22 protein-coding genes are annotated in these 25,280 nt (G+C 49.3%); 21 read left to right on the top strand and 1 reads right to left on the bottom strand.

Features of this window, described 5'->3' with window-relative positions:
* Positions 1 to 31 precede the first annotated feature (31 nt).
* From DXD02_RS04905 to DXD02_RS04825, 16 genes are all read left to right on the top strand, one after another.
* A complete protein-coding gene (locus DXD02_RS04905) occupies positions 32 to 1,639 on the top strand; it encodes a serine/threonine protein kinase (RefSeq protein WP_117804371.1) in 1,608 nt (535 codons plus the stop codon).
* Positions 1,636 to 2,970, top strand: coding sequence for a hypothetical protein (locus DXD02_RS04900; RefSeq protein WP_118666463.1), 1,335 nt, complete (start codon positions 1,636 to 1,638; stop codon positions 2,968 to 2,970). The genes DXD02_RS04905 and DXD02_RS04900 overlap by 4 nt, the downstream gene beginning before the upstream one ends.
* Before the next feature lie 90 nt (positions 2,971 to 3,060).
* Positions 3,061 to 4,680 carry an HAD hydrolase-like protein gene (locus tag DXD02_RS16045; protein WP_117801725.1) on the top strand — a complete coding sequence of 540 codons (1,620 nt, stop codon included), beginning with the start codon at positions 3,061 to 3,063 and terminating at the stop codon, positions 4,678 to 4,680.
* Between the two features lie 178 nt (positions 4,681 to 4,858).
* Positions 4,859 to 5,590, top strand: coding sequence for a 30S ribosomal protein S2 (rpsB, locus tag DXD02_RS04890; protein ID WP_022461152.1), 732 nt, complete (start codon positions 4,859 to 4,861; stop codon positions 5,588 to 5,590).
* A 120-nt stretch (positions 5,591 to 5,710) separates the two neighbouring features.
* Positions 5,711 to 6,649 (top strand): translation elongation factor Ts, encoded by a 939-nt coding sequence (tsf, locus tag DXD02_RS04885; protein ID WP_022461153.1) that lies wholly within the window; start codon positions 5,711 to 5,713, stop codon positions 6,647 to 6,649.
* A 254-nt stretch (positions 6,650 to 6,903) separates the two neighbouring features.
* A complete protein-coding gene (locus tag DXD02_RS04875) occupies positions 6,904 to 8,583 on the top strand; it encodes an FMN-binding protein (RefSeq protein ID WP_118666462.1) in 1,680 nt (559 codons plus the stop codon).
* Between the two features lie 175 nt (positions 8,584 to 8,758).
* Positions 8,759 to 9,166 (top strand): hypothetical protein, encoded by a 408-nt coding sequence (locus DXD02_RS15725; RefSeq protein WP_242998498.1) that lies wholly within the window; start codon positions 8,759 to 8,761, stop codon positions 9,164 to 9,166.
* 157 nt (positions 9,167 to 9,323) lie between these two features.
* Positions 9,324 to 12,062 (top strand): translation factor GTPase family protein, encoded by a 2,739-nt coding sequence (locus tag DXD02_RS04865; protein ID WP_118666461.1) that lies wholly within the window; start codon positions 9,324 to 9,326, stop codon positions 12,060 to 12,062.
* 1 nt (position 12,063) lies between these two features.
* On the top strand, positions 12,064 to 12,768 hold the full coding sequence (locus DXD02_RS04860) for an IspD/TarI family cytidylyltransferase (protein WP_055219430.1): 705 nt from the start codon (positions 12,064 to 12,066) through the stop codon (positions 12,766 to 12,768).
* Positions 12,765 to 13,778: a galactitol-1-phosphate 5-dehydrogenase gene (locus DXD02_RS04855; protein WP_055219428.1), complete on the top strand. Its 1,014-nt coding sequence runs from the start codon at positions 12,765 to 12,767 to the stop codon at positions 13,776 to 13,778. Before DXD02_RS04860 ends, DXD02_RS04855 begins: the two co-directional genes overlap by 4 nt.
* 6 nt (positions 13,779 to 13,784) lie before the next feature.
* Positions 13,785 to 14,456 carry a ribulose-phosphate 3-epimerase gene (locus DXD02_RS04850; RefSeq protein WP_117801721.1) on the top strand — a complete coding sequence of 224 codons (672 nt, stop codon included), beginning with the start codon at positions 13,785 to 13,787 and terminating at the stop codon, positions 14,454 to 14,456.
* An 80-nt stretch (positions 14,457 to 14,536) separates the two neighbouring features.
* Positions 14,537 to 15,097 (top strand): manganese efflux pump, encoded by a 561-nt coding sequence (locus tag DXD02_RS04845; protein ID WP_055219426.1) that lies wholly within the window; start codon positions 14,537 to 14,539, stop codon positions 15,095 to 15,097.
* Positions 15,098 to 15,236: 139 nt separating this feature from the next.
* Complete coding sequence (locus DXD02_RS04840) at positions 15,237 to 16,001, top strand: glycosyltransferase family 2 protein (protein ID WP_118666460.1); 765 nt, start codon at positions 15,237 to 15,239, stop codon at positions 15,999 to 16,001.
* On the top strand, positions 16,001 to 17,398 hold the full coding sequence (locus DXD02_RS04835; RefSeq protein ID WP_117801720.1) for a sugar transferase: 1,398 nt from the start codon (positions 16,001 to 16,003) through the stop codon (positions 17,396 to 17,398). Before DXD02_RS04840 ends, DXD02_RS04835 begins: the two co-directional genes overlap by 1 nt.
* On the top strand, positions 17,391 to 18,266 hold the full coding sequence (locus tag DXD02_RS04830) for a LicD family protein (protein WP_055219421.1): 876 nt from the start codon (positions 17,391 to 17,393) through the stop codon (positions 18,264 to 18,266). The genes DXD02_RS04835 and DXD02_RS04830 overlap by 8 nt, the downstream gene beginning before the upstream one ends.
* 17 nt (positions 18,267 to 18,283) lie before the next feature.
* Complete coding sequence (locus DXD02_RS04825) at positions 18,284 to 19,264, top strand: glycosyltransferase family 2 protein (RefSeq protein WP_055219419.1); 981 nt, start codon at positions 18,284 to 18,286, stop codon at positions 19,262 to 19,264.
* 58 nt (positions 19,265 to 19,322) lie between these two features.
* Here DXD02_RS04825 and DXD02_RS04820 read toward each other — a convergent pair whose 3' ends face one another.
* Positions 19,323 to 21,569, bottom strand: coding sequence for a hypothetical protein (locus DXD02_RS04820; protein WP_158580104.1), 2,247 nt, complete (start codon positions 21,567 to 21,569; stop codon positions 19,323 to 19,325).
* Positions 21,570 to 21,768: 199 nt separating this feature from the next.
* Here DXD02_RS04820 and DXD02_RS04815 point away from each other — a divergent pair, with 199 nt between their 5' ends.
* From DXD02_RS04815 to DXD02_RS04795, 5 genes are all read left to right on the top strand, one after another.
* Complete coding sequence (locus DXD02_RS04815) at positions 21,769 to 22,836, top strand: DUF6077 domain-containing protein (protein WP_022462986.1); 1,068 nt, start codon at positions 21,769 to 21,771, stop codon at positions 22,834 to 22,836.
* A gap of 12 nt (positions 22,837 to 22,848) precedes the next feature.
* Positions 22,849 to 23,685, top strand: a complete 837-nt coding sequence (locus tag DXD02_RS04810; RefSeq protein ID WP_055227571.1) for a hypothetical protein — start codon at positions 22,849 to 22,851, stop codon at positions 23,683 to 23,685.
* A gap of 16 nt (positions 23,686 to 23,701) precedes the next feature.
* Complete coding sequence (locus DXD02_RS04805) at positions 23,702 to 24,052, top strand: EamA family transporter (protein WP_022462984.1); 351 nt, start codon at positions 23,702 to 23,704, stop codon at positions 24,050 to 24,052.
* A complete protein-coding gene (locus DXD02_RS04800) occupies positions 24,045 to 24,383 on the top strand; it encodes an EamA family transporter (protein ID WP_022462983.1) in 339 nt (112 codons plus the stop codon). Before DXD02_RS04805 ends, DXD02_RS04800 begins: the two co-directional genes overlap by 8 nt.
* A 95-nt stretch (positions 24,384 to 24,478) precedes the next feature.
* The gene (locus DXD02_RS04795) at positions 24,479 to 25,201 is read left to right on the top strand and encodes a hypothetical protein (protein WP_118666458.1); all 723 of its coding nucleotides are present in this window, start codon (positions 24,479 to 24,481) and stop codon (positions 25,199 to 25,201) included.
* Positions 25,202 to 25,280 lie beyond the last annotated feature (79 nt).

Here is a 25,280-nt window from a genome sequence, read left to right as displayed (position 1 = left end):
TTTTCATCCGCTTGGACATTTGTCCTGAAAAATCGATTCTATATTACTCTATCGAAGAGCCATTCGGCTCAATTTATATCCATGTACAAAAACAGAATATCGGACTGACAAACACTTTGACGTAAAAAGAGGAGGCGGGATCATTGGAAAAGTAGAACTTCCGGGCGGGAAGTATCGCCTGCTGTCAGTGCTCGGAAGAGGGGCAACGTCTGTCGTTTATCTTGCAGAGAAAACTGGATCCGGAAAGCGGTATGCAGTCAAGGTAAGTATATGTGACAGGGAAAAACTGCGCCGGGAAGCGTTTCTTTTACAGAAGTTTTCATATCCCGGGATTCCCTGTGCGGTGGAACTTCTGGAAAGTGGGACAAAAAGCTTTCTGGTGATGGAAGCTGTAAACGGAAAATCTATCGGACAGCGTATGCGTAAGGGAGAACGGTTTTCCAGCCGGGAAATTCTGAAAACGGGAATTGCCCTGAGCGGGATTCTCTGTTATCTCCATGCACAGAACCCGCCGGTTTTCTACCGGGATCTGAAGCCGGACAACGTGATGATAACAGAGCGTGGTGAAATATACCTTGTGGATTTCGGTGCAGCCGGAACAGAAGAAACGGGTGTGGAAGTCCGTTATGGAACCCGCGGTTATGCAGCGCCGGAGCAGTATAACGGGAAGTGTGACGCCCGTTCCGATCTTTATGCACTCGGCGCACTGCTTGCGGCAATGGCGAAGCATGCGAAAAAGCGGCAGAAAAGAGGACTCTGGCGGGTGATGGAAAAGTGTATGCAGAAAAAGCCGGAGGAGCGGTATGCGTCTGCCAGAGAAGTCAAAAAGGCACTGCGGCGGCTGGAAAGAAAGCAAAAAGGCAGGAAGACTCTGCGGATCTTTGCAGTTTTTGCTTTTCTGACAGGAGGAGCGGCTGCAGTTGCCAGCAGGATGCCATGGGGTCAGTTTCCGGCGGCAGACGAATGGGAGGAGCAGGGCGATCTCTGGTTCTGCGGAAATCCGGTGGAAGAAGGCAGTCTGCCGAACTACCAGAAAGCGCGGGAAGCGTTCTTAAAGGCAGACCATCTCAGTCAGGCGGGGCGTGTGGAGCAGGAACTTGTGGAATACTGTCTGGCGGATGATGCGGCAAGGGAAAAAATGCAGATGGAGCCATTGCTGGCTGAATTTTATGATGACACGCAGCAGGAGCCGGAAAAAGAAAAACGCTGCCGCAGATATCTTGCTGTTGCAGGAATGTATTTCAGTTTTTCCGAAGAACTGGCGCGTGAAAATGACATAGACGCCATGCGGAAAGGAATCGAAGTGCTGGAAAAGGCCGCAGGCGAGAATATGGAGGGGAAGTGGGAGGCGGTTATCTGGCAGAGACTGGCGGATGCGTGCTATCTTGGCGGAAAATCTGGGGATGGGGAAAGAGAACAGGACTGGTGCCAGGAGAGCTTTCTCTATTACGAACGGCTTCTGTGCAGCAGACAGGATGGAAACCGGCGGAAAAATCTGCTCAGGGCCGCAGAGCTGGCACTTCAGTTCGACATGCAGGAAAAAACAGAACAGTACCTCAACGAGGCAGCAGAAATTCCGGGAATGGAGGAGGACATTTTTTATCAGCAGATCAGAAAAAGATGGGAGGAAGCAGGATGAGAAAAAAGACCATATGCGCAATGATGACAGGATTCCTGGCCGTCCAGGGAATCGAAGTCCACGCGGAGACACAGCAGACGACAGGCGAGGCCGCAAGTGCGGTGGAAAGCGTGGAATTAGAAGCTGAAATCATCGAGAACAGTGATGTGACAGATGCAGACGGGAAAGCCGGACCGGAGGAACTGCTGCCGGACGAAAAGTCAGAAGAAGAACCGCCTATAGAAGAGAAACCAGAGCAGGAACCAGAGCCGCCGGAAGAGAAAACAGATCCGGCAGAGACCGGAAAGAAAGAGACAGAAGAAGAAAAAATGCTTCCCCCGACGGTAATTCCGGATCCGGAGAAAGAACCAGCGGAAAGGTGGGAAGAAACAGATACAAAAGAATCAGAGACAGAAGAGTCAGATTCGGAGAGAACGGATTTTGGAGAAATGGACACAGAAAAACCAGATTATGAAGATGCAGGTTCAGAAAAATCCGGAACGGAAAATTTGATGCCAGAAGATTCGGAACCGGAAAAGCCTGATATGGAAGAAACGAAGCAGGAATCTCCGTCAACCGAAAAAGAGTCAGAAAATCAAACCTCGGAAACAAAAGCACCAGAAAAAGAGGAGCCTACCGTAATGCCAGATGCCGGAAAGTCAAACACAGAAAAGCAGGAACAAACGGAGCCCGGGCAATCGTCTCCGGAGAAAGAAGAACTCAAAACAGACGAACAGCTGCCCGTTGCTGCAGCCACGCCCGAGGAGGTGACCCAAGATCCAGATGATACTCCGCTACAAACAGAAGAAAGCAGTCCTCCGCCTGCCGAAACTCCATCTGAGAGTGCCGGGGAGGAGCCATCTCAAATACGGCCGCAGATCATCGCCGATTTCATATTATCACAGATAGCAGACGAAGATTTCGAAGTGCCGAACCCCCTGATTATCCGCCCGGCCGACACCAGCGTCGAAATAGATCCCGGTTATACCCCGGAAATTCTGCTCGAGGGAGCCGCCGACACGGCTGAAATTCTTTCCTGCATGGTAAATGGCTCCGAAGCCGAATACGAATGGAAAGAAAACAAAATCTGTCTGAAAGCCGAGAGCCTTTCCGAAGGCTACAACCGCATCACTGTAAAAGTGCGTGGCGCAGACGGCATTGTACGAACCATGAAACCGTGGGAAGTCAACGTGAAACCAAAAACTTCCACACTTGTCAGCCAAAGAACCAGCCAGAAACCAAAAGGAACCCGCCTCTTGCAGTCCTTAAGGCGCCTCTGGAACCTGATTCGTGCCATTGCCGAAATTCAGAATCAGACCACCCGCTATCTGCGTGCACTCTGCAGAAAATAGCCTGATCCGGTTTTGTTTGTATTTCTAATTTCGATATGCTAGAATAAAAGACATGTCATACGATAAAAAAGTAAAAGAGGAAATAAGAGTATGTCAGATATGATATTATTTGATCTGGACGGAACCCTGACCGATTCCGGTCCTGGAATTACAAGATGCGTACAGTATGCGCTGGCATCCTTTGGCATCGAAGAGCCGGATCTGGAAAAACTGAACTGTTACGTGGGACCGCCGCTTCTGGAATCTTTCATGAATTTTGCAGGCCTTGGCTGCGAAGAAGCACAGCAGGCCATCACAAAATACCGGGAGCGGTACGAGGCAGAGGGCATTTTTGAAAATGAAGTATACGAGGGAATCCCGGAGGTTCTGGCGTATCTGAAAGAGAAGGGAAAAATTCTGGCGGTAGCATCGTCCAAACCGGAAAAATACGTGGAGCAGATCCTGGAGCATTTCGAAATCAGAAAGTATTTTACCGTAGTAACCGGTTCAGAAATGAACGAAACCAGAACCGACAAAGGAGAAGTCATCGCAGAGACGCTGCGCCGACTCGGAGCAGAAGACAGCCGTTCCGACGTGGTGATGGTTGGTGACAGAAGCTATGACGTAATCGGGGCAAGAGAAAACGGACTGCTCTGTGTCGGCGTATCGTATGGGTACGGCGGAAGAGAAGAACTCGAGGCAGCAGGTGCCGCAAAGGTATGTGATACACCGGAAGAACTGAAACTGCTGGCGGAGGATCCGAAAGAAGAGAAGAAAAGACGCGACCGCATCAAAAAAATGAAGCCGGAGCGTATCCCGTGGCTGACAAGAGGAGAAAGTGGAACAGGAATCTTTGCGCCGAAAGAGAAAAAAGCAGAGAATATAAAAGAAAAAAGGACAGCGAAAACAGAGCCAAAAACGGAGGAAATCGTAATTCCTATCCAGCGGAAGCTATGGCGTCTTTTAAAACCGCTTCTGACGTACGAACTGTTTCTGATCGGAGCAACCGTACTTCTGGCGCTGATCCTGATGACGTTTACGACCGGCGGTTATCTGGAAGAGCGTATGCACGCGACATCCGTTCTTGCATCAGCAATCGGCAGTCTGGCGGCGATCCCGGTTCTCTGGAAACAGTACAAAAAAGATGAAGGCATGTTCCCGAAACCGGAAAAACGGTGGAGTGCGGCAGAGGCAGCCGCCTGTATTCTGCTGGTTATGACCTTCGGCCATCTCCTGAATACTGTAATGAACGTGACCGGCTTTACCAGAATCTTTTCCGGATATCAGGACATGGCATCAAAGATTTATGAAGGACAGAACCCGCTGCTTCTGATCCTGTCCGTCGGTGTGCTGAGCGCGGCCGCAGAGGAAATTGTTTTCCGCGGCATGATTTACCGCAGGGCAAAAGATTTCTGGGGAACCGGCTGGGGCATCGCAGCATCATGTCTGCTGTTCGGTGCATATCACGGCAATGTGACGCAGTTTGTCTATGCAGCCGTGGTAAGTGTGCTTTTGATCCTTATTTATGAGCGGTGCGGAACACTCCTTGCCCCGGTTCTTGCGCACATGGCAGAAAATATCTGGGGACTTTACCGGAGCCAGTTCGTATCCTGGATGACCCAAAAAGCGCCGGCAGGTGCATGGATGTTCATCTTTTTGGAAGCGGTAATCTGCGCCGGAACGTTCTGGTATCTGTTTTTAAAGGATAAACAGGGAAAAACACAAAAATAACAGAAAAAAACCGCAGAATCCGCGAAAAAAATGCTTGTCATGAAAAAAACTCTGTGATACAATCTTACTGTTGCACAATAAGCACCCATGCGGTACCAAGGATGGTGCCTGTTTTTTGAAAAACAGGTTCCAAGGTGAAAAAACATGGGGAAGAATAAAACCATAAGGAGATAAAACAATGAGCGTAATTTCAATGAAACAGTTACTGGAAGCCGGTGTTCATTTCGGACATCAGACAAGAAGATGGAATCCTAAAATGGCTCCGTACATCTACACAGAGCGTAATGGTATCTACATCATCGACCTGCAGAAATCTGTAGGAATGGTAGATGACGCATACAAAGCTGTTGCAGACATCGCAGCAGACGGCGGCACAATCCTTTTCGTAGGAACCAAAAAACAGGCTCAGGACGCTATCGCTGTTGAGGCAGAGCGCTGCGGAATGTACTATGTAAACGAGAGATGGCTCGGCGGTATGCTGACCAACTTCAAAACCATCCAGAGCCGTATTGCAAGACTGAAAGCAATCGAGACCATGGAGCAGGATGGCACCTTCGAAGTTCTTCCGAAAAAAGAAGTCATTGAGTTAAAGAAAGAGCTTGCAAAACTGCAGAAAAACCTTGGCGGTATCAAAGAAATGAAGAGACTGCCGGACGCTATCTTCGTAGTAGATCCGAAAAAAGAGAGAATCTGCGTACAGGAAGCTCATACACTGGGAATTCCGCTGATCGGTATCTGCGATACCAACTGCGATCCGGAAGAGCTTGACTATGTAATTCCGGGTAATGACGACGCTATCCGTGCCGTAAAACTGATCGTTTCCAAAATGGCAGACGCAGTTATCGAGGCAAAACAGGGCGAGGCTGAGGAAGCTGCATACGAAGAAGCAGCAGAGACAGACGCTGAATAATTTACGCGAAGTAATGAACTGGGGGGAACTTGAAATTCAGGTTCCCTTCGGCGAATCTCACAATAGCAGACCGGCATGAAGATGCAGTCTGCTGAATCACGTATACGGAGGAATAAAACAATGGCTATTACAGCAGCAATGGTAAAAGAGTTAAGAGAAGTAAGCGGTGCTGGTATGATGGACTGCAAGAAAGCTCTTACAGCTACCGAAGGTGATATGGACAAAGCAATGGAGTTCCTGAGAGAAAAAGGACTTGCTACTGCTCAGAAAAAAGCTGGCAGAATCGCAGCTGAGGGTATCGTTATGCTGAACGTATCCGAGGATGGAAAGAAAGCTGTCGCTGTAGAAGTAAACGCTGAGACAGACTTCGTTGCAAAGAACGAGAAATTCCGTGGCTATGTAGCACAGGTTGCAGAGCAGGCTATGGATACAACTGCAGCAGACGTAGAAGGATTCCTGGCAGAGCCTTGGAAATTCGATACCAACGAGACCGTTGGCGAAGAGCTGGCTCATCAGATCGCTACCATCGGCGAGAACATGAACATCCGTCGTTTCCAGCAGGTAAAAGAGGAGAACGGTTTCGTTGCTTCTTATACTCATATGGGCGGTAAAATCGGTGTTCTGGTTGACGTTGAGACAGATGTTGTAAACGATGACCTCAAAGAGATGGCTAAAAACGTTGCAATGCAGATTGCAGCTCTTCGTCCGCAGTACACAAACCGCGACGAAGTAAGCGCTGATTACATCGCACATGAGAAAGAAATCCTCATGGCTCAGATTCAGAACGACCCGAAAGAGTCTCAGAAACCGGAAAAAGTTATCCAGGGAATGATCCAGGGCCGTATCAACAAAGAGCTCAAAGAGATCTGCCTGCTTGACCAGGTATACGTAAAAGCAGAAGACGGAAAACAGTCCGTAGCTCAGTACGTAGCACAGGTTGCTAAAGCAAACAACGCAACCGTAGCAGTAAAAGGTTTCGTTCGTTTCGAGACCGGTGAAGGAATCGAGAAGAAAGAAGAGAACTTTGCTGAGGAAGTTGCTAAACAGATGAACGCATAATTCAACTGTGAATTTGTAAAAATAACGCAAAAATATAAAACCCTCATAAATGTGCAGAAAATACACGATTTATGAGGGTTTTTTACTGTCACAGGCAGTATCCATCGGAAATGCAGTAAGTGCCCTGAAGGATACCGTCCCCGGAGATTTCTCGGCAATGAATCTTTCGGAGATTTGTGAATTAATCCAGGAACATAAATCGAATGGTCCGGTAATGGAGATGAAACGTTAAACATAAGAAAAGAGGAACAAATTTGAAAAAACAAGACAAAAGAAACTGGCCGAAAGCAGTGATTCAGATCCTTTCTTTCCTGCTGATCCCGGGCTTGTTTGAGGCGCAGTTTTCTGCGGTTGGGACGATTATTTCCGCAGTTTATCAGGGGACGGTTTCGTGGGAACGGATCAGGTATTCGGTATGGATGCTGCTGGCGACGGTTCCGGCGGTGATTATTGTGGGACGGTTTTTCTGCGGATATTTCTGCAGCTTCGGGGCTGTGCAGGATTTTCTGTGGTTTGCAGGAAATAAGCTGAAAAAGCGGTTTCGAAAAGCAGGTGCGAAAAACCTGCATTCAAATTCAAAGAAGAGTGGAAGAAATGTTCCAACAGGCTGGATCAAATATGGTGTGCTCCTGTTCTGGGCAGTCTTCGTATGGAGCGGTATGATAAAATGGAACATCGCAGGGCCGTGGCAGGTATTTGGACAGTACAGTTCCATCGGACACTGGCCGGGTGTGAAGCCGATGTTTTCGATTGGCGGTGCGCTGATTCTGGTGATTTTCGTCGGATCCGTCTTAATCCAGCGCTTTTTCTGCCGGTATCTCTGTCCCATGGGAGCCATCTACAGCCTGATTTCCAGATGTACTCTGTTAAAAATTGTAAAACCGCGGAGCAAATGCGGAAACTGCCGTCTCTGTACTGCAAAATGTACCATGGGAATTGATCTGACAGAAAAAGAGCAGACGGCAGGCGGCGAGTGTATTGGATGCGGGGGATGTATAAACGGATGTCTGAAGAACAATGCACACTGGAAGTACCGATACAGCGTGTGGATCGGTGTCGGGGTGACCTGCCTTACGATTGCAGCGTCACAGTTCCTGATCCGGAGCGAGAGCGGTTCCGTTGGTAAGACAGCAGGTGATGCGGCCATTGATACGGCAGAACAAAATCTGGACAGCAGATTCCAGGACGGCACTTATTCCGGAAGTGGAGAAGGCTACCGCGGAACCGTGACCGTTTCCGTAAAAGTGGAACAGGGAACGATAACCGGACTGACGATAGAGAACGCCGAGGATGATCAGACATATCTGGACAGAGCAAAGTCAGGAATCTTTTCGGAAATCATGAAAAAACAGAGTGCCGAGGAGATAGATACCGTTTCCGGCGCCACCTACAGCAGTAAAGGGTTGATTGAGGCCACTCAAAATGCGTTAAAAGAAGCCGCCGGAGATGAGAATACTGTACAGGAAAATACAGCATCTGAATCGACGGATACAACGGAAGAAAAACAGGCATTCCTGGACGCCGGCCGTTTCCACGACCTGAAAGACGGCATCTGCACGGGTACCGCCGATGCCTTCCGCGGGGATGTCGAAGTGCAGGTAACGGTAGAAAACCAGAAAGTGACCGACATCTCCATCCTTTCCTACTGCGACACCGAGGAATACTTTTTCCGTGCAGCGCCTTACGTGATAGGGCAGATGAAAGAAGAACAGAGCCTTAACATCGACGCCTTGAGCGGTGCCACCTACAGCAGCAACGGTATCATTCACGCCACCGCCAATGCACTCGAAATCCCGGAAGACGAATATGCACCGCGTCCTGGCCGGGATCTGGCACATAAGCAGAAAGAGCACGGTCATATTGTAAAACATACGATCGAGAGCCAGGAGCAGTATGAAGAAAAAGTAAAAGAATACGAAGACGCACAGAATTAAAAAACAAAAATAATCTCAAAATAAGCACTGTAAATACATCCATCTGTATTTGCAGTGCTTTTCTGCTGTAACAGAACCCCGCCTGACTGCATCAAAAATATAAAAAATTTAACAATCATTTGATATAGACCTTATAGGAACAGGATAGCAGTTAAAATACAAATGTGCTACGATCGTGATTGTAGTAAAAAATATTCTGAAAGAAATGGCAGGAACAGCAAAAATACAGCGGTTAGGCTGGAGTCTGGAATGGATGCAGCGCATATCTGAAAAAGGAAACGAAAACCTGGGACAGCTGGGATATACGGATCATTCGCAGAAACACTGTATGCAGGTTGCCCATCATGCAGAGTACGGTACACTTCTTGCAAATGAACTTTTAAAAGAAACGGATATGACGTTGGAAGACAGAGTAACCATCGTTCCTCGGTTCTGCAGTTATTGCAGCTGTAAAACTGGCAGGCGGAACGATCAACGTGGCGGTTGCATGCCTGGCGATTTTCTTTGCACTGGGATTTGTTTTCCTGAAAATTGCAGATCGGCAGCCGATGGCGGGGGAGAGATAAAACAGAACATAGCATAAAAAATCTCAAAGCAGGAGAAAAAGCCGCTTTGAGATTTTTTGCGTTTCACTCCGGGGTTCCGCAATGAGAGGTTTTGTGGTACAATAAGCAGTGAGTCGGGCCGCAGGGGATGAGGGGGCCTGAAAAATATGAATCATACAGACAGGATGAAACAAAATGGAAAAAACCAAAAAACTGGCGGTAGGCATTTTAGCGCATGTCGATGCGGGAAAGACGACGCTGGCAGAGGGAATTTTATATAAAACAGGCCAGATCCGGAAAGCCGGAAGAGTGGATCACAAGGACGCCTTTCTGGACACGGAGGAACTGGAAAAAGCAAGGGGCATCACGATCTTTTCCAAACAGGCCGTGCTGAAGCTGAACGAGACGGAGGTCACACTCCTTGACACGCCGGGCCATGTGGATTTCTCGGCGGAGATGGAGCGCACTTTACAGGTCATGGACTATGCGGTTCTTCTGATCAGCGGTGCGGACGGCGTGCAGGGGCATGTGGAAACCCTGTGGCGGCTGCTCGCACGGTATGAGATCCCGGTCTTTCTCTTTATCAACAAGATGGATCAGCCAGGCACGGATGCGGAAAAACTGCTGGAAGAACTGCAGAGCCGTCTCTCAGAGCACTGCCTGAATTTCTCGCAGGATCTCCAGAACGCAGAATTGCTGGAAGAACTCGCCATGTGTGATGAGGACGTGCTGGAGCAGTATCTGGAAATGGGAAGCGTGGAAGAAGACCAGATCCGCACGATGATCGCAGAGCGGAAGGTTTTTCCGTGCTGCTTTGGCTCTGCACTCAAGATGGAGGGCGTGACGAAATTTCTGAAAATTCTGGACCGGTTTACAAAAACGCCGGAGTACGGCGGGGATTTTGGCGCGCGCGTTTTTAAGATTTCAAGGGACACGGCAGGAAACCGTCTGACGCATCTGAAAATCACGGGCGGCGTGCTGAAGGTGAAGCAGATGCTCGGCGAAGAAAAGGCAGACCAGATCCGTATTTATTCCGGTGCGGGCTATACGGTGGTACAGGAAGCACCGGCGGGGACGATCTGTGCCGTAACGGGACTGAACAGCACTTTCTCCGGTCAGGGCATCGGCAACGAAACCGAGGCGGAAAAACCGGTGCTGGAGCCGGTGCTGACGTACCGCATCGAGCTTCCGCCGGACTGCGATGTCCATCAGATGCTTGGAAAACTGCGCCAGTTAGAAGAAGAAATCCCGGAGCTCCACATTGTCTGGAATGAGCGCCTCGCGGAAATCCATGCGCAGGTCATGGGTGAGGTGCAGATCGAGATCTTAAAGAGTCTGATCCACGAGCGTTTCGGCGAATGGGTGGAATTCGGAGCCGGAAATATTGTATACAAAGAGACGATCCGCAGTACCGTGGAGGGTGTCGGCCATTTCGAGCCGCTGCGCCATTATGCGGAAGTTCATTTGCTGCTGGAGCCGGCAGAACCGGGCAGCGGACTGCAGATTGGAACCGTCTGCAGCGAGGACACCCTGGACCGCAACTGGCAGCGTCTGATCCTCACACATCTGCTGGAGCGGAAGCATCCCGGCGTGCTGACCGGGTCGGAGATTACCGATATGAAAATCACGCTGGTCAAGGGCCGTGCGCACATTAAGCACACCGAGGGCGGCGACTTCCGCCAGGCGACGTACCGTGCGGTGCGGCAGGGGCTGAAAAAAGCAGAATCCGTTCTGCTGGAGCCGGTCTATGCGTTCCGTCTGGAAATTCCGTCGGAATCGACGGGACGGGCGCTGAACGATATCCAGCGGATGTACGGCAGCTTTGAACCGCCGGAAATGGAAGGCGATATGACAGTGATCACCGGAACCGCACCGGTTGTGACGATGCGGGATTATCAGAAAGAAGTGACTGCTTACAGCCGGGGACGCGGAAGAGTGTTCTGTACCTTAAAAGGATATGAGCCGTGTCACAACGCGGAGGAAGTGATTGCCTCCATCGGCTACGATTCCGAGGCGGATGTGGAAAATCCGACGGGTTCTGTGTTCTGTGCCCACGGGGCAGGCTTTGTCGTTCCATGGAATGAAGTGGAAGACCATATGCATCTGGAATACACGCTGGAAAATCCGGAAGAAGAAAGCGGTTCAGCCGAATCTGCGGCAGACCGGAGCGGCGGAGCATCCTCTGTGCAGAAAGCAAAAAAAGCATCCGACCGCGTGCCGATGGCAGCTTCCCTGCAGGAGGCAGAGGAGCTGGAAGAAATCTTTACGAGGACATACGGCAAAGTGGAGCGGAAGCGCGCCGGTTTCGAGCGGCGGACACATCCGGTCACCTCGTCATCCGGCATCGGGGATCCCAAATATGCAAAATCAAACCGCCCGAAGGAGCCGCAGGAGGAATATCTGCTGGTGGACGGCTATAACATTATTTTTGCATGGGATGATTTAAATGAGCTGGCGAAGTATAATATTGAGAGCGCCAGAGGAAAGCTGATGGACATCCTGTCAAATTATCAGGGATATAAAAAAATGACGCTGATTCTTGTCTTTGATGCCTACAAAGTAAAAGGCAACCAGGGTGAGGTCGGCATGTACCATAATATTCATGTCGTTTATACGAAAGAGGCGGAGACGGCTGACCAGTACATCGAGAAAACGGTTCACAGGATCGGCCACAACGGCAACGTAACGGTGGCTTCCTCGGACGGTCTCGAGCAGATCATCATTATGGGAGCGGGCGCGCATCGTCTCTCCGCACGGGATCTGCGCACAGAGATTGAACATACAAACGGCCAGATCCGGGAAAACTATCTGGAGAAAGAACAGAAAACGAAGTCGTACCTGCTGGAGAACGCCTCCGGAGAACTGGGAGACTTTTTAAAAGAGCTGGAAGAAGAGCGAAAAAAAGAGAGTAAAAAGAGCAAAGGAAAGGCTTAAGATGAATTACGCAATCATACTATCGGGGGGAATCGGAACGAGAATGCAGATGGGGGATTTTCCGAAGCAGTATTTGGAAGTGGAAAAGAAACCGATTCTGCTGTATACGCTGGAGCAGTTTCAGAAAAGCAGTGCCGTTGAGAAAATCGTCATCGTGGCGGCAGATGCCTGGAGAGAGAAGATCCGCGGATGGATGGAAGAAGACGGGATTACGAAATTTCTCGCCTTTGCGGATGCCGGGGATACGCGGCAGGAATCCATTCATAATGGCCTTACCGTCTGCATGGAGGATTCCGTATCGGAGAACGACGGTGTGATCATCCACGACGGCGTGCGGCCTCTGGTGAGCGAACAGCTGATTGGCGACTGCCTTGCGGCGCTTGCCGATCATGAGGGCTGTATGCCGGTGCTGCCGATGAAGGACACGATCTATCAGAGCAGCGATGGAACGAAAATTGACCATCTGCTGGAGCGCAGCACGCTGTTTGCCGGTCAGGCGCCGGAAGCCTTCCGGCTGCATCCGTACGCGAAGATCAACCGGGAAGCATCGAAAGAGGAGCTGTCCCTCACAAGGGGAACGAGTGAAATTGCCTACCGCCATGGAATGGATGTGGCGATGATCCCAGGGGATGAGCGGAACTTTAAGATTACAACAAGGAGCGACCTGGAGCGTTTCTGTACGATTGTGGAAGGAGAAACGAAATGAGAGCATACGAGCTGCATGGAGTCAATGATTTAAGAAGGGAAGACATCGAAAAACCGGAAATCCCATCCGGCTGGGTTCTGGTGCAGGTAAAGGCATCAGGAATCTGCAGCTCCGATATTCCGCGGATTTTCACAAACGGAACATACCATTTTCCAACGATTCCGGGTCACGAGTTTTCAGGCGTGGTTGCCGCATACGGCGAGGGTGTGCCGGAAGAGCGAGTTGGAAAACGGGTCGGCATTTTCCCGCTGATCCCATGCCGCACCTGCCCGCAGTGCCGGCAGAAAAAATATGAGATGTGCGAACACTACGATTACCTCGGCTCGCGCCGGGACGGCGGCTTTGCGGAATACGTGGCCGTGCCGGACTGGAACCTGATGGAGCTGCCGGAAAACGTCAGCTTCCGCGAGGCAGCAATGCTGGAGCCGCTCTCTGTGGCGCTTCATGCGGTGAAACGAAGCGGTGTGAAGCCGGGCGATACCGCAGCAGTGATCGGAACGGGCATGATCGGTTTTGCAGCGGCAGCGTGGGCGAAAGCGCTCGGCGCCGAAACCGTTTTTGTGATTGGACGGGGCGAAGCAAAACGTGCGATCGCAGAACAGATCCCGGGCATCTCATATGTGACGGAAGAGGAGAGTAAAGCGATTCAGGCGGATGTTGTAGTAGAAGCGGTCGGAACGCCGCAGGCCGTTTCCAGTGCAGTTCTTCTTGCAAGACCGGGCGGAAGCATCGTGCTGATGGGAAATCCATCGGGCGATCTTGCGATGGAAAAGAACGTGTACTGGCGCATCCTGCGCAAACAGCTGAACCTGATGGGAACGTGGAATTCTTCTTATGAAAAAGATGAAGCCTGCGACTGGACGGAGGCACTCGATGCGCTTTCGAAGAAGAAAATCCCGGCACAGGCGCTGATCACGCACTGTTTCCCGTCCGAAAAGCTGATGGACGGACTGGAACTGATGAAAAATCATAAAGAGCCATACTGCAAAGTAATGGTTTCATGGGAGTAGAAAAATATGAGAAAAAGTCAGATATCGGCATCCATGATGTGCTCAAACCTTGTGGATCTGCAGGCGACGATCGATGTATTTGAAAAAGAAAAAGTCGAATATCTCCATATTGATGTGATGGACGGCGAGTTCGTTCCGAACTTCGGCCTTGGCGTCGACTACATCCGCGGACTGCGGGAACTGACGAGTATTCCGCTCGATCTTCATCTGATGATTAAAGACCCGGAGTACAAGCTGCCGTGGATCGGCATTTACAAAGAGGACATCGTGACGATTCATTATGAGAGCACTTTCCAGGTGCAGCGCGCGCTCGATTACCTCGTGCCGTACGGCTGCAAGCGGTTCCTCGCGATCAACCCGGCGACACCGATCGGGCAGATCGAGGAAGTGCTTGATTATATCGACGGCGTCAATCTTCTGATGGTGAATCCGGGCTTTGCCGGACAGAAAATTGTGCCGAGTACGCTGCGCAAGGCGGAAAAGCTGCAGAAATTTCTGCAGGAGATGCACCGGGAGGACATCATTTTAGAAGTGGACGGAAACATTACGAAGGAGCACGGCGCGACGCTGCGTTCCTTTGGAGCCAGCATTTTTGTGGCGGGAACTTCGAGCATTTTCTGCACCGATGTATCGCACTTCGGAGAAAAAATCCGGGAATTCCGGAAAGCAGTGGAATAAGAAAAAGAACTGCCTTCCCGGGATGCACGGTTTGAAAAACAGACGAATACTGTAAAGTGAGAAATGACGGAGCGTGTCATATGGTAGAATTGCTTCTGCTTGCTGCGGCGCTCTCAGCCGATAACTTTGCAGTAAGCATCGGATATGGAAGCAGCAATACGAGAATTTCACCCGGAATGACGGCGCTGCTGAATCTGTTTTGCAGTGCTGCCCTGGTTGCTTCCGCGCAGTTTGGAAAAAGATTTCTGCAGTCCGCAGGACCGGAATGGGGAACCAGAGTGGGTGCGGGCTGCTTTTTTCTTATGGGAACGCTGAAAATTTTCGAAGAACTGAGAAAACGCAGAAGAAAAAAGCAGGGAAAACCAGAAGCAAGACTGGAACATCTGGAAAAACAGCTCCACCCACTGGAATTTGGCCTGCTGGCGGTTTCGATGTCGGTGGATGGAATTGTCTCCGGTGTCTTTGCCGCGGATCTTCCGGTGACAGGAGGACAGATCTTTTTTGCCTCCTTCGCGGTCGGAATGGCGGCGATGTATGCCGGAACTGCCATCGGAAAAAAGACGGGGCAGAAAAACGGCGGAAACGGAGCACTGTTCGGAGGAATTCTGTTCTATTTACTGGCGTTTTTAAAGCTCACATAGAATTACATGTAAGAAAGAAAAACCAGCAGATCCCGGCGTAAAATTGACAAGCCCGTGCAGATATGCTATAAAAGTAGGAGGTTTGCTGCTGGAAAATTAAAAAAACAGATGCAGCAGACAAAGTAAGAGAGGAAAATACATGATTTCAGTAGTAATCCCTTCGTACAACGGTGCAGAAACACTGTTTCAGGCAATCGACTCAGTCCTTTGCCAGACAACAAAAACCCCGCTGGAAATCCTGGTGATCGACGACCATTCCACGGACGATACGCTGGAAAAGATGGGGCGTTACGGAGAAAATGACCGGGTACGGTATATCCGGAATGAGACAAACAAAGGAGCGTCCGCATCCAGAAACCGCGGTGTACAGCTCGCAAAGGGCGATTACATTGCCTTTCTGGACGCGGATGATTACTGGGATCCCGAAAAACTGGAAAAGCAGGAAAAAGCCCTTGCAAAGACCGGTGATGTGCTCTGCTGTACGGGTCGGGAGCTGATTTACGATCAGGAACCGGAAAAGCAGAAGATTTTTTCTGTCCCGGAGCGGATCACCTACAAAATGCTGCTGCGCGGCAACGTGATCGGCTGCTCGTCGGTACTGGCCAAAAGAAGCGTTCTGCTGGAATTCCCGATGGAAAAGGACGAGTGCCACGAGGATTATCTGGACTGGCTGCGGATCCTGAAAAAATACGGGACAGCCTGCGGTGTGGATGAGCCTTTGCTGAAATACCGGCTGTCCAGCACAGGAAAATCGGGGAATAAACTGCATTCTGCAGGAATGACTTACCGTGTTTACCGCGAGCTGGGAATGGGAACGTTCCGCTCCCTGTACTGTTTTGCGTGCTATGCCGTAAACGGTGTGCGGAAGTATTACGGTAAGGGCAAAAAGAGAGGAAGAGATTGATGAACTATAAAAACAGGGAACAGTACAAACATCTGATGCGTGTCCTGGCGGTCGCGGCGATTGTGCTTCTGGAATGCGCTGTTTTTTCTGTGTTCTGGGACAGATACTATGCGAGCCACTTGTGGCTGGAGCCGTTCTGGGATAAGGGAAATCAGATTATCGTCGTGATCTACGGCATTTTTCTTCTGGTTTTCATGTACATTTACGGCGGCATGAAGATCGGCTACATGAAGGGAAGCAGCATCATCTATTCCCAGATGATGACGGCATTCTGTGCCAATGCGCTGATGTATCTGCAGATTATCCTGCTGTGGCGCCACCTGCCGTACATTCTGCCGATGGTCGGCATGACACTCGTGGACTTTGCGCTGGCAGGCATTGTATCCTGGCTTTTTGAGAAGACGTTTGCGCGTCTCTTTCCGCCAAGAGAGGTGCTTCTGATTTACGGTGAATACCCGATGGAAAGCCTGGAGCTGAAGATGAACCAGCGGCCGGACAAGTATATTGTAGCACATAAGGTGAGCACGGAAGTGGGAGAGAAAGAGCTCTGCCGCCAGATTGACACATACGGTCAGGAGGGTGTGATCCTGGGCGATCTTCATTCGGAGCTGCGCAACCGTCTGCTGAAATATTGCTATGCGAAAGAAATCCGTGTCTATCTGACGCCGAAGCTGTCGGATATTATGGTACGGAAAGCGGAAGCGCTCCATATTTTCGATACACCGCTTCTGCTCGCGCGAAACAGTGGTCTTTCGTTTGATCAGAGATTCTGCAAGCGCCTGCTGGATCTGCTCGTATCGACGATTCTTCTTGTGATCACGTCGCCGATTATGCTGATCGCAGCGCTCTGCATCAAGCTGTATGACCATGGCCCGGTGTTCTTTAAACAGAAACGTCTCACGATCGGCGGAAAAGAATTCTATGTCTACAAATTCCGAAGCATGATCGTGGATGCCGAAAAAGACGGCGTAGCCCGCCTGGCAACGAAGAACGACAGCCGCATTACGCCGGTCGGGAAGGTGATCCGCGCGACGAGAATTGATGAGCTGCCGCAGCTTCTGAACATTTTCAAGGGCGATATGAGCGTCGTCGGACCGCGCCCGGAGCGGCCGGAGATTGCAAAGGAATATGAGGAATCGATTCCGGAGTTTGCTTACCGTCTGAAAGTAAAGGCAGGCCTTACCGGCTACGCCCAGATTTACGGAAAGTACAACACGACCGCATACGACAAGTTGAAGCTGGATCTGATGTACATAGAAAGCTATTCGATTTTAGAGGATCTGAAGCTGATTCTTGCAACCTTTAAGATTGTCTTCACAAAGGAGAGCACAGAAGGGCTCGAGGAAGGACAGACGATCAGCCTGAACGCAAAGGAAGAGGAGAAAAAAGATGTTTAATACCGAGGACGAAATTCTGCGCCGGCTGCAGGAAAAAAATCTGGAAATGGCCGTTATGTTTTACCACTGGTGCCAGAGAAATCATCTGACCTGTTATCTCTGCGGCGGCGGCTGTATCGGTGCAATCCGCCACGGCGGCTTTATTCCGTGGGACGATGATCTCGACTTTTTCATGCCGCGGAAAGATTACGAGAAGTTCCTGAAAATCTGGGATACGCAGGAGGAGAGTAAAATCTACAAGCTCGAGTACCCGAAAGAGGGTTTCTGCAATGCGCACACGTTTGCAAACATCCGCGACAGCCGCACCACGCAGGTGAAAAAGGAGCAGGTCGATATGGATCTCTGCCACGGCGTTGCGCTTGATATTCTCCCGATCGAGGGCTATGCACCGGGAAACCTTGCGCGGAAATGGCAGGTGATCGAGGGAAAGATTTTCCAGCTCTTCTGCACGCAGGTTATTCCGACCAAAGAACGCCACGGCGCGTTTATGCATTACCTGGGAACGATTCTGCTGGCGCTGGCTCCGACGCAGAAGATGCGGTACCGGATCTGGAAGCAGGCAGAGAACTATATTACAAAATTTGATATCGACAGCCCACGGGTGGACGGCATCACCGAGATGTGCGCACCGCAGGCGATTCTCCGGAAATATCCGAAAAAGATTTTTGCATCGGCGATTGAGGTTCCGTTCGAGAACGAGCGCCTGCCGATTCCGGTCGGATATGACACATATTTGCGCATGGCGTTCGGCGATTATATGAAACTGCCGCCGAAAGAACAGCAGAAAGGCCACCACGATGCGGCGTTTCTGGATCTCGATCATCCGTATGAGCAGTATAAGGGGATACACTACTGCTGTAAGAAATAAAGAAAGAGGATAAAACAATGCCGGAAATTTCAATCATTACCCCGGTGTATCAGGCAGAAAAATTTTTAAAAAAATGTGTGGATTCCATTCTCTCCCAGTCTTTTACGGACTGGGAGCTGCTTCTTGTAGATGATGGAAGCACCGACAAGAGCAGTGAAATCTGCCGGACATACGCAGAACAGGATGCGCGGATCCGTTATCACCAAAAAGAGAACGGCGGCGTCAGTTCGGCGCGGAATGCGGGCGTTGCGCTTGCAGAGGGGCGTTATATCACGTTTGTGGACAGCGACGATTTCGCAGCGGAGGATCTTCTGGAAACACTGTATCGTCTGGCGGAAAAATATGATGCCGAAATGAGTATCTGCCGCGGATACGATCTCTATGAAGGAAGGCCGGTGCCGGATCTGAAACAGGAGGGAATCGAATCTGTGACCGACAGCGAGGAGGGACTGCGCCAGGTGATGAAGGCGCGCGTGTTCGGCGTGATGCCGTGGGGCAAGCTGTATCGGAGAGAGATTTTCGAGGGCGTTGTCTATCCGGAGAAAACAATCGCCGAGGATGCATACGTCATCGTTCCGTTAATGGAGCACTGCCGGAAGGTGGCCTTTTCCACAGCACAGAAATACTATTATGTGCACCGGCGCGAAAGCCTCACGACAAGCGGTTTTCGCTGGTCAGATCTGGGTTCGGTGGAAGTATGGGATCATAATCAGAATGTCGTGGAAGAACGCCACCCGGCGCTGAAAAAAGAAGCAGGTGTGCGCTGCTGCTGGGCGCGGTTTTTCGTGCTGGACAAGCTGATGCTGTTGGAAACCATGGACGCGGAGAAAAAGGCGCTTGCGAAGAGGCTGGCAAAAGAGCTTAAAAAGCATCCGCTTCTGGTACTGGAAGGCGATCACTTCACGAATGGGCGGAAAATCGCCTATCTGACCCTGTTTCTGGGAACCGGAATTTACCGGCAGTGCGTTCGTGCACTGTTCCGGAAAAGAAATTTATAAAAAATGCGGCAGAAACGAATGAGATTTTCGTTTCTGCCGCATTTTTATATGGATTTTTCTAGCTTTCTTTTTCGGAAAGCAGAACACCGTTTTTATCAAACACATACGTTGTTCCGTCAATTTTTTTCGTCCCGGTGACGCATCCGCCCCAGCTCTGGAAATAATATGTTTTTCCGTCAATTTCTGCCCAGCCGGTCTGCATGGAAGCATCATCGTTGAAGTAATACCAGTTGTTTTTATAATAGAACCACTGCGATTTTCTCGCACCGCCCCAGCTGTAGGTAAAGTACCAGACACCTTCCCGGATCACCCATTGGTTTGCCGGCATGACGCCGTTTTCATCAACAAAATAAAGATTGTTATCATACGTAAAGGCTTCATCCGTTTTCCGTGTACAGTCCTCATTAATATAATAGTATTTATTCTGAAGCAGCAGCCAGCCTTCGTGTGCGGCACCGCCCCAGCTTCTGAGATAATAATAGTTTCCATCCCATTTCAGCCACTGGTTCTGATACATTTTTCCGCTCTTATTTACAAAGTAGAGATTGTTGTCATACAGGAAACTTTCGTTCTGCTTCAGGGAACCGTCCGCATTCATAAAATACCAGGCGCCATCGATCTGATACCAGCCATTGGTTACGCAGGAATATTTCTGTACATAATACCAGGCACCGTCATGGTACAGCCAGGTGCTGCCGGAAATACCGCCCCAGGAAAGAAATTTGACGCGGTAACCGTTTAAGGTAAGTGTCGTATTGCGTGCGGCACCTCCCCATGTGTAAAAATAGTACATCGTTTTGGTCTCCGGATCAGCGTGCCATCCGGACGAATACATAATACCGGTATCCTTGGCGAGATAGTACCAGTTGTTGCTGATAAACTGCCATCCGGTCTGCATCTCACCGCTGCCGGAAAAATAATAGTAATCTCCATCAAGCAGAAGCCAGCCTGTTGCCATAACGCCGTCCGCGCCGAGGTAATACGTTTTGTGGTCGAGGGTGAGCCAGCCGGTATACGGTGTTTCATCATCGTTGTAGTAATACCATTTTCCATCCCGTTTTACCCAGCCGATGACGTGGCGTTCGTTTGTGATCACGCCGTTTTCATCGGAGGTATATTCGATGCCCGTTTCTGTGTCGCGCCAGGAAGTGGAGCATACGAGAAGATGGCTGCTGTCTGCATAATATTTCTGTCCGCCGCGGGTGAAAAATCCGCTGTACGGGATGCCGTCATGATAAGCAACGAGCTTGGAAGAACGGCCGCGGTAAATTTCATAGGTATCATCCACGTTGGAAGTGACCGCGGAACCGGAAAAGTCAGCAATGACTGCCGGAAGATCGCCGGAATATTCTGTCGTGGAAAATACGCGCAGCCCCAGAGAGGTCAGGGTCTCGACGGTATCGTTATCCATAATACGGAAGTCACCGGTCTGGATAAAATATTCCGGGTTGACGGCAGCAAGATAGTCTGCATCGACAGCATTCGGATATCCGTGATGATTGGAAGTCATCAGATCAATGCTGTACAGCCCGTAGTTCGAAACAATCCGGCTGGCATCGCCCTCGACGTCGTCGATATCGCTCGTCAGAAAAGCGCGGTGGTCGTTTGCGGAGGCAATTACACCAAGACAGAACTGGTTGGCGTCCTCTTTTGGACTTGTGAGATAATCTTCTTCGTAGTTGACAATCTGGATCTGGAAATTTCCAAAAGCAAAATCAGGAGATCCTTCTTCTGCGGAGGCGGCACCGGGATTCAGATGCTGGATCAGGGTCACACCTTCAGTCTCTTCTACAGCAGTAAGAAGCTGGTCGTAGACATAAAGATTGTCCCAGAGACGCGCAGTATTATAGATATAACTGTCATCATACGGGAGCAGATAAACCCGGTCGGGGGAATACAGCCGCACGATGGTATCGCCGGTTCCAATATGGTCGCTGTGCGGATGTGTTGCAACATAAAACTGCAGATTATCGGAGGTGACACCGAGGGAGTCCAGGTAGGAGAGTACCTCATCGTCGTAGCCGGTCGACGTTGTGATGCCGCTGCGCAGCGGATAACGCGGATCAGATCCGTCAGGGTAATCCCAGTCCTCGCCGGAGTCTACCATGCCGAAAATTTTCTGGCCATTATCGTCTACACTTTCCAGAACGATGGCATTGGAGCCGCTGCCGAGTGTCAGAATGTGAATTTTTGCTGTAGTATCAGCCGCATGTGTGTTTTTCGGGGTGAGAAAAAGAAAAGCAGCGGCAAGGGATGCCGCGCCGATGGAAAACACGGATCTGCGGGTATGCCGGGAAAAAGGCATATCAATGGCTCCTTTCGTAACATATATCATTAAAACAAAAAGTAAAACAGCCGGGTGGAAAATAAGCGCTCAACATCACAATTATACAAAATTTCAGGGAAAAGTCAATGTTTATTAGAATTTCGATTACTTGACGCAGACAGGGCATCATGTTAGAATGAGTGGGATTGGGAATGTAAGGAAAAGAAAGGAACCAAACATGATTACCTTATTAAAAATGCCGGCACTGTTTCTGGGAATGCTCGCAGTGTTCTGCTGCCTGGGTTCTTTTTTTATCAGAGAAAACAGGTATGAGAGCGGACATCTGGGTGAAACTGTGCTGTTTGGCTTTATTGCATATTACTTCTTATTTGAACTGATTTCTGTGCCGATGATGGTGCTCGGTGCAAAGCTGCATCTGCTCGCATGGGTATGGGCTGCTGTTGTGGCTGTCCTTGTAATTGCTTCCATCTGTCTTCATCTGGGAATGTGGAGAGAGTGGGGAAAAAGAAGCGGCGGTTTCTGGAGAGGAAAGACGGCGGCTTTTTATGTGATGCTGGTGCTGATTGGAATCCAGCTGTATTTTGTTGCTGCACTGCAGGAAAACGGCAGTGCGGATGCAGCGTATTATGTGGGAAGTGTGACAACGAACCTTGCGACAGATTCCATCAGCAGCTTTGACCCATATACAGGAAAAGCACTGGATTTTTTTAACATCCGTTATGTGTTCAGCATGTATCCGGCAGCAAATGCAGTACTGTGCCGTTTAACGGGCCTTCATCCGCTCGTAGTGACGAAGGTGATTCTCTGTATGATGACGGTAGTTTTAAGTTATCTCGTCTATGCACAGATCGGAAAGGCGCTGTTAAAAGAAAAACAGATGGTATGGGTGCTCCTGTGCTTTATTAGTGTTGTGAATCTGAATTTTCATACGATCTTTTCGAATGCGTCGTTCCTGCTGACGAGGGGATACGAGGGAAAGGCCGTATTGTGCAATATCATCCTCCCGTTTCTGTTTTATCTTGGCCTGCGCATGTATCAGGAGAAAAACGGAAAGAGAGTCTGGCTGCTGTTTTTCATGACAGGCGTCGCTGCGATTGACCTTACGATGTCATCCATGATGACTGTACCGGTGGCCATGAGTGCTGTGATTCTGCCGAATCTTGTGCGGAAAAAACGCTGGGGACAGAGCGGGCTCTATCTGCTTGCTGTGCTGCCGTGTGTGCTGGTGCTTGGGGTCTATCTCCTTGGTGTGCGCGGTATCCTGCAGATTCCGGTTGTGCGGTAGAAAGGAGAAAATGTGGGCGGAATAAATCTGAATGAGAGCGGCCTCGATTTTGTGAGACAGGTCTTTGTGACGTTTGGAGGAAACACAACCGTACTGACGCTGTTTCTGCTGTCGGTGCTGTATCTCGCTTTAAAAGGAAAAAAGGAAGAGCGGTATGTGTTCGTAACAACCGCTGTTTTTCTGGCCTTTACGGTATACAATCCATTTGCGGTGAAATATATCCTGGGAAAACTTGGAATGGTCAATGTCTATTACCGGTTTTTCTGGATTCTGCCGATGGTACTGACCATCGGATATGCCTGCACGAAAGTTGTGGGCGGGCAGAAAAAAGGCTGGAGACGGTATCTGACCGCGGCTGCGCTGGCAGCGGTCATCTGTTTTGGCGGAAATTCCGTACTGGCTGGCGGACTGCCGAAGCTGCCGGATAACCAGTACAAGATGCCAGATGATCTTCTGGCCGTCTGTACGGTGCTGCACGAAGAAGCGGGAGAGGGAACCGTAAGAGTTGTCTTTGAACCGGATTTCAACCTGATCGTGCGGCAGTATGATGCTTCGTTTGAACTGGTTCTGGACCGCGATATGGTTCTGACCTATCAGGGCTCCAATACGGTATCAACCGATGCACTGACCGAGCAGGAAATTGAAGACGAAACAAAGATCCTTCAGATTATCACACAGATGGATCTGTCGCTGGATCAGAAAGAATTTTACAGAAGTCTTAGGGAAATGAATGCAGAGTATATTGTACTTTCGAGCAGTTCAGCGGCAGTATCCTATGTGGAAACAGCGGGGTGCATCCCGGTAAGAGAAGTAGAAGGGCATATCATTTTCCGCGTGGAAGAAAAGTAAGAAGGAGGACTTGTTTTTGAATAAGGCAAAAGATTATATTCAGCTGCACCTGAATATCCTGCTGTTTTCTCTGACGAGTGTGTTCTCGAAAGCAGCGTCGGTTCAGCTGAACCGGGGAGGAATCAAAAATCCTCTATTATATGTATTTTTATTTCTGATGGTTGCAAACTGTGGCATTTACGCTATTGCATGGCAGAAGGTAATCAAAAAATTCTCTTTGTCAACCGCATATGCAAACCGCAGCGTCTATCTGATCTGGTCCCAGATCTGGGCCGTGATCATTTTCCATGAAAATCTGACGGTAAAAAATATCATCGGCCTTCTGATTGTGCTGGTGGGAGTTATGGTGGTGCAGCGATATGAATAAATATATGATTTTAATGCTGATCTGTACAATGTTTTCAGCAGTATCACAGATTCTGCTGAAACAAAGCGCCAACGAGGAGCATGCATCTGCACTTCGCGAGTATCTGAACTGGCGCGTGATTGTGGCGTATCTGATTTTTGGCAGTGTACTTCTTTTAAATACGTATGCCTACACACAGGTAGATTTGAAATACGGTCCGGTGTTGGATACCTTTACGTACGTCTTTGTCCTGCTGCTTTCCTTTGGCGTTTTGAAAGAAAAGGTATCAAAAGGAAAGCTGATTGGGAATCTGATTATTATCCTGGGAGTACTGGTGTATACATTGCCGTAAAACGTTCCGATGATGGAAAGAAAGCGATATCAGCTAAGCAGTCCTTGTCCTTTGAAATAGGGGGTCTGCGTACAACAAACGAACGGCTTTTGATTATGAATAAGAAAAAAATAGATTATCGTTTTAAGATATTATATGCTGTGGCGATTCTGATGGTTGTTGCGGGACATTGTGATGGTGGTGGAATTTCTTTGGACTTTGCGCAATGGTTTCCGTATGAGGGAATCCATCTGGCGCTGTTTACTTTTTGTTCAGGATATTTTTTTAAAGATGCAGCACTGAAACGACCGGGGAGATATGTCTGTAAAAAGCTTCGTACCCTGATACTTCCAATGTATGGGTATACGATTGCGTATGGGCTGCTTGTCAGGTTATTACATCGGTGGGGCTTTCAAATCGGTGGAAAATTTAATTTGCACAATATTCTGATTTCACCTTTAAACGATGGGCATCAGTTTGTCCTTAATATGGCCGGCTGGTATATTGTGCCCTTGTTTATGGTAGAAATATTAAATTGTATGATTCGGGCATTTTTTAAGCGAAAAGGATGGCAGATACCGGAATGGATATTTTTTGCAGGGGCAGTACTTATTGGAATGGGCGGCAATTTTTTGGCGATTATGGAATATCGCACCAGCTGGTGGCTGACAGTGGTCAGAATTCTGTATTTTGCTCCATTTTATTATATGCCGAAGGACGTAGAACAGACAAAAATTCTGTATTTATTAGCAGCGATTTTTGTTGCCTTACTGATCCAGTGGATCCTTACACAGGTGAAAAAAATGGAAAAAAACATATTTTTGTACGTAAGACAATAGTTAAGCGTATACTGCTTTAAATATTTTGCAAAATAAAAATCCCGCAGAAAAAGAAATGAAAACTTTTTCTGCGGGATTT

Source organism: Blautia sp. TF10-30, assembly GCF_003481245.1.
GTDB classification, from domain to species: Bacteria; Bacillota; Clostridia; order Lachnospirales; family Lachnospiraceae; genus Fusicatenibacter; species Fusicatenibacter saccharivorans.
Note: the sequence above shows the minus strand (reverse complement) of the source record. Positions and strands in the feature narration are given on the sequence as shown.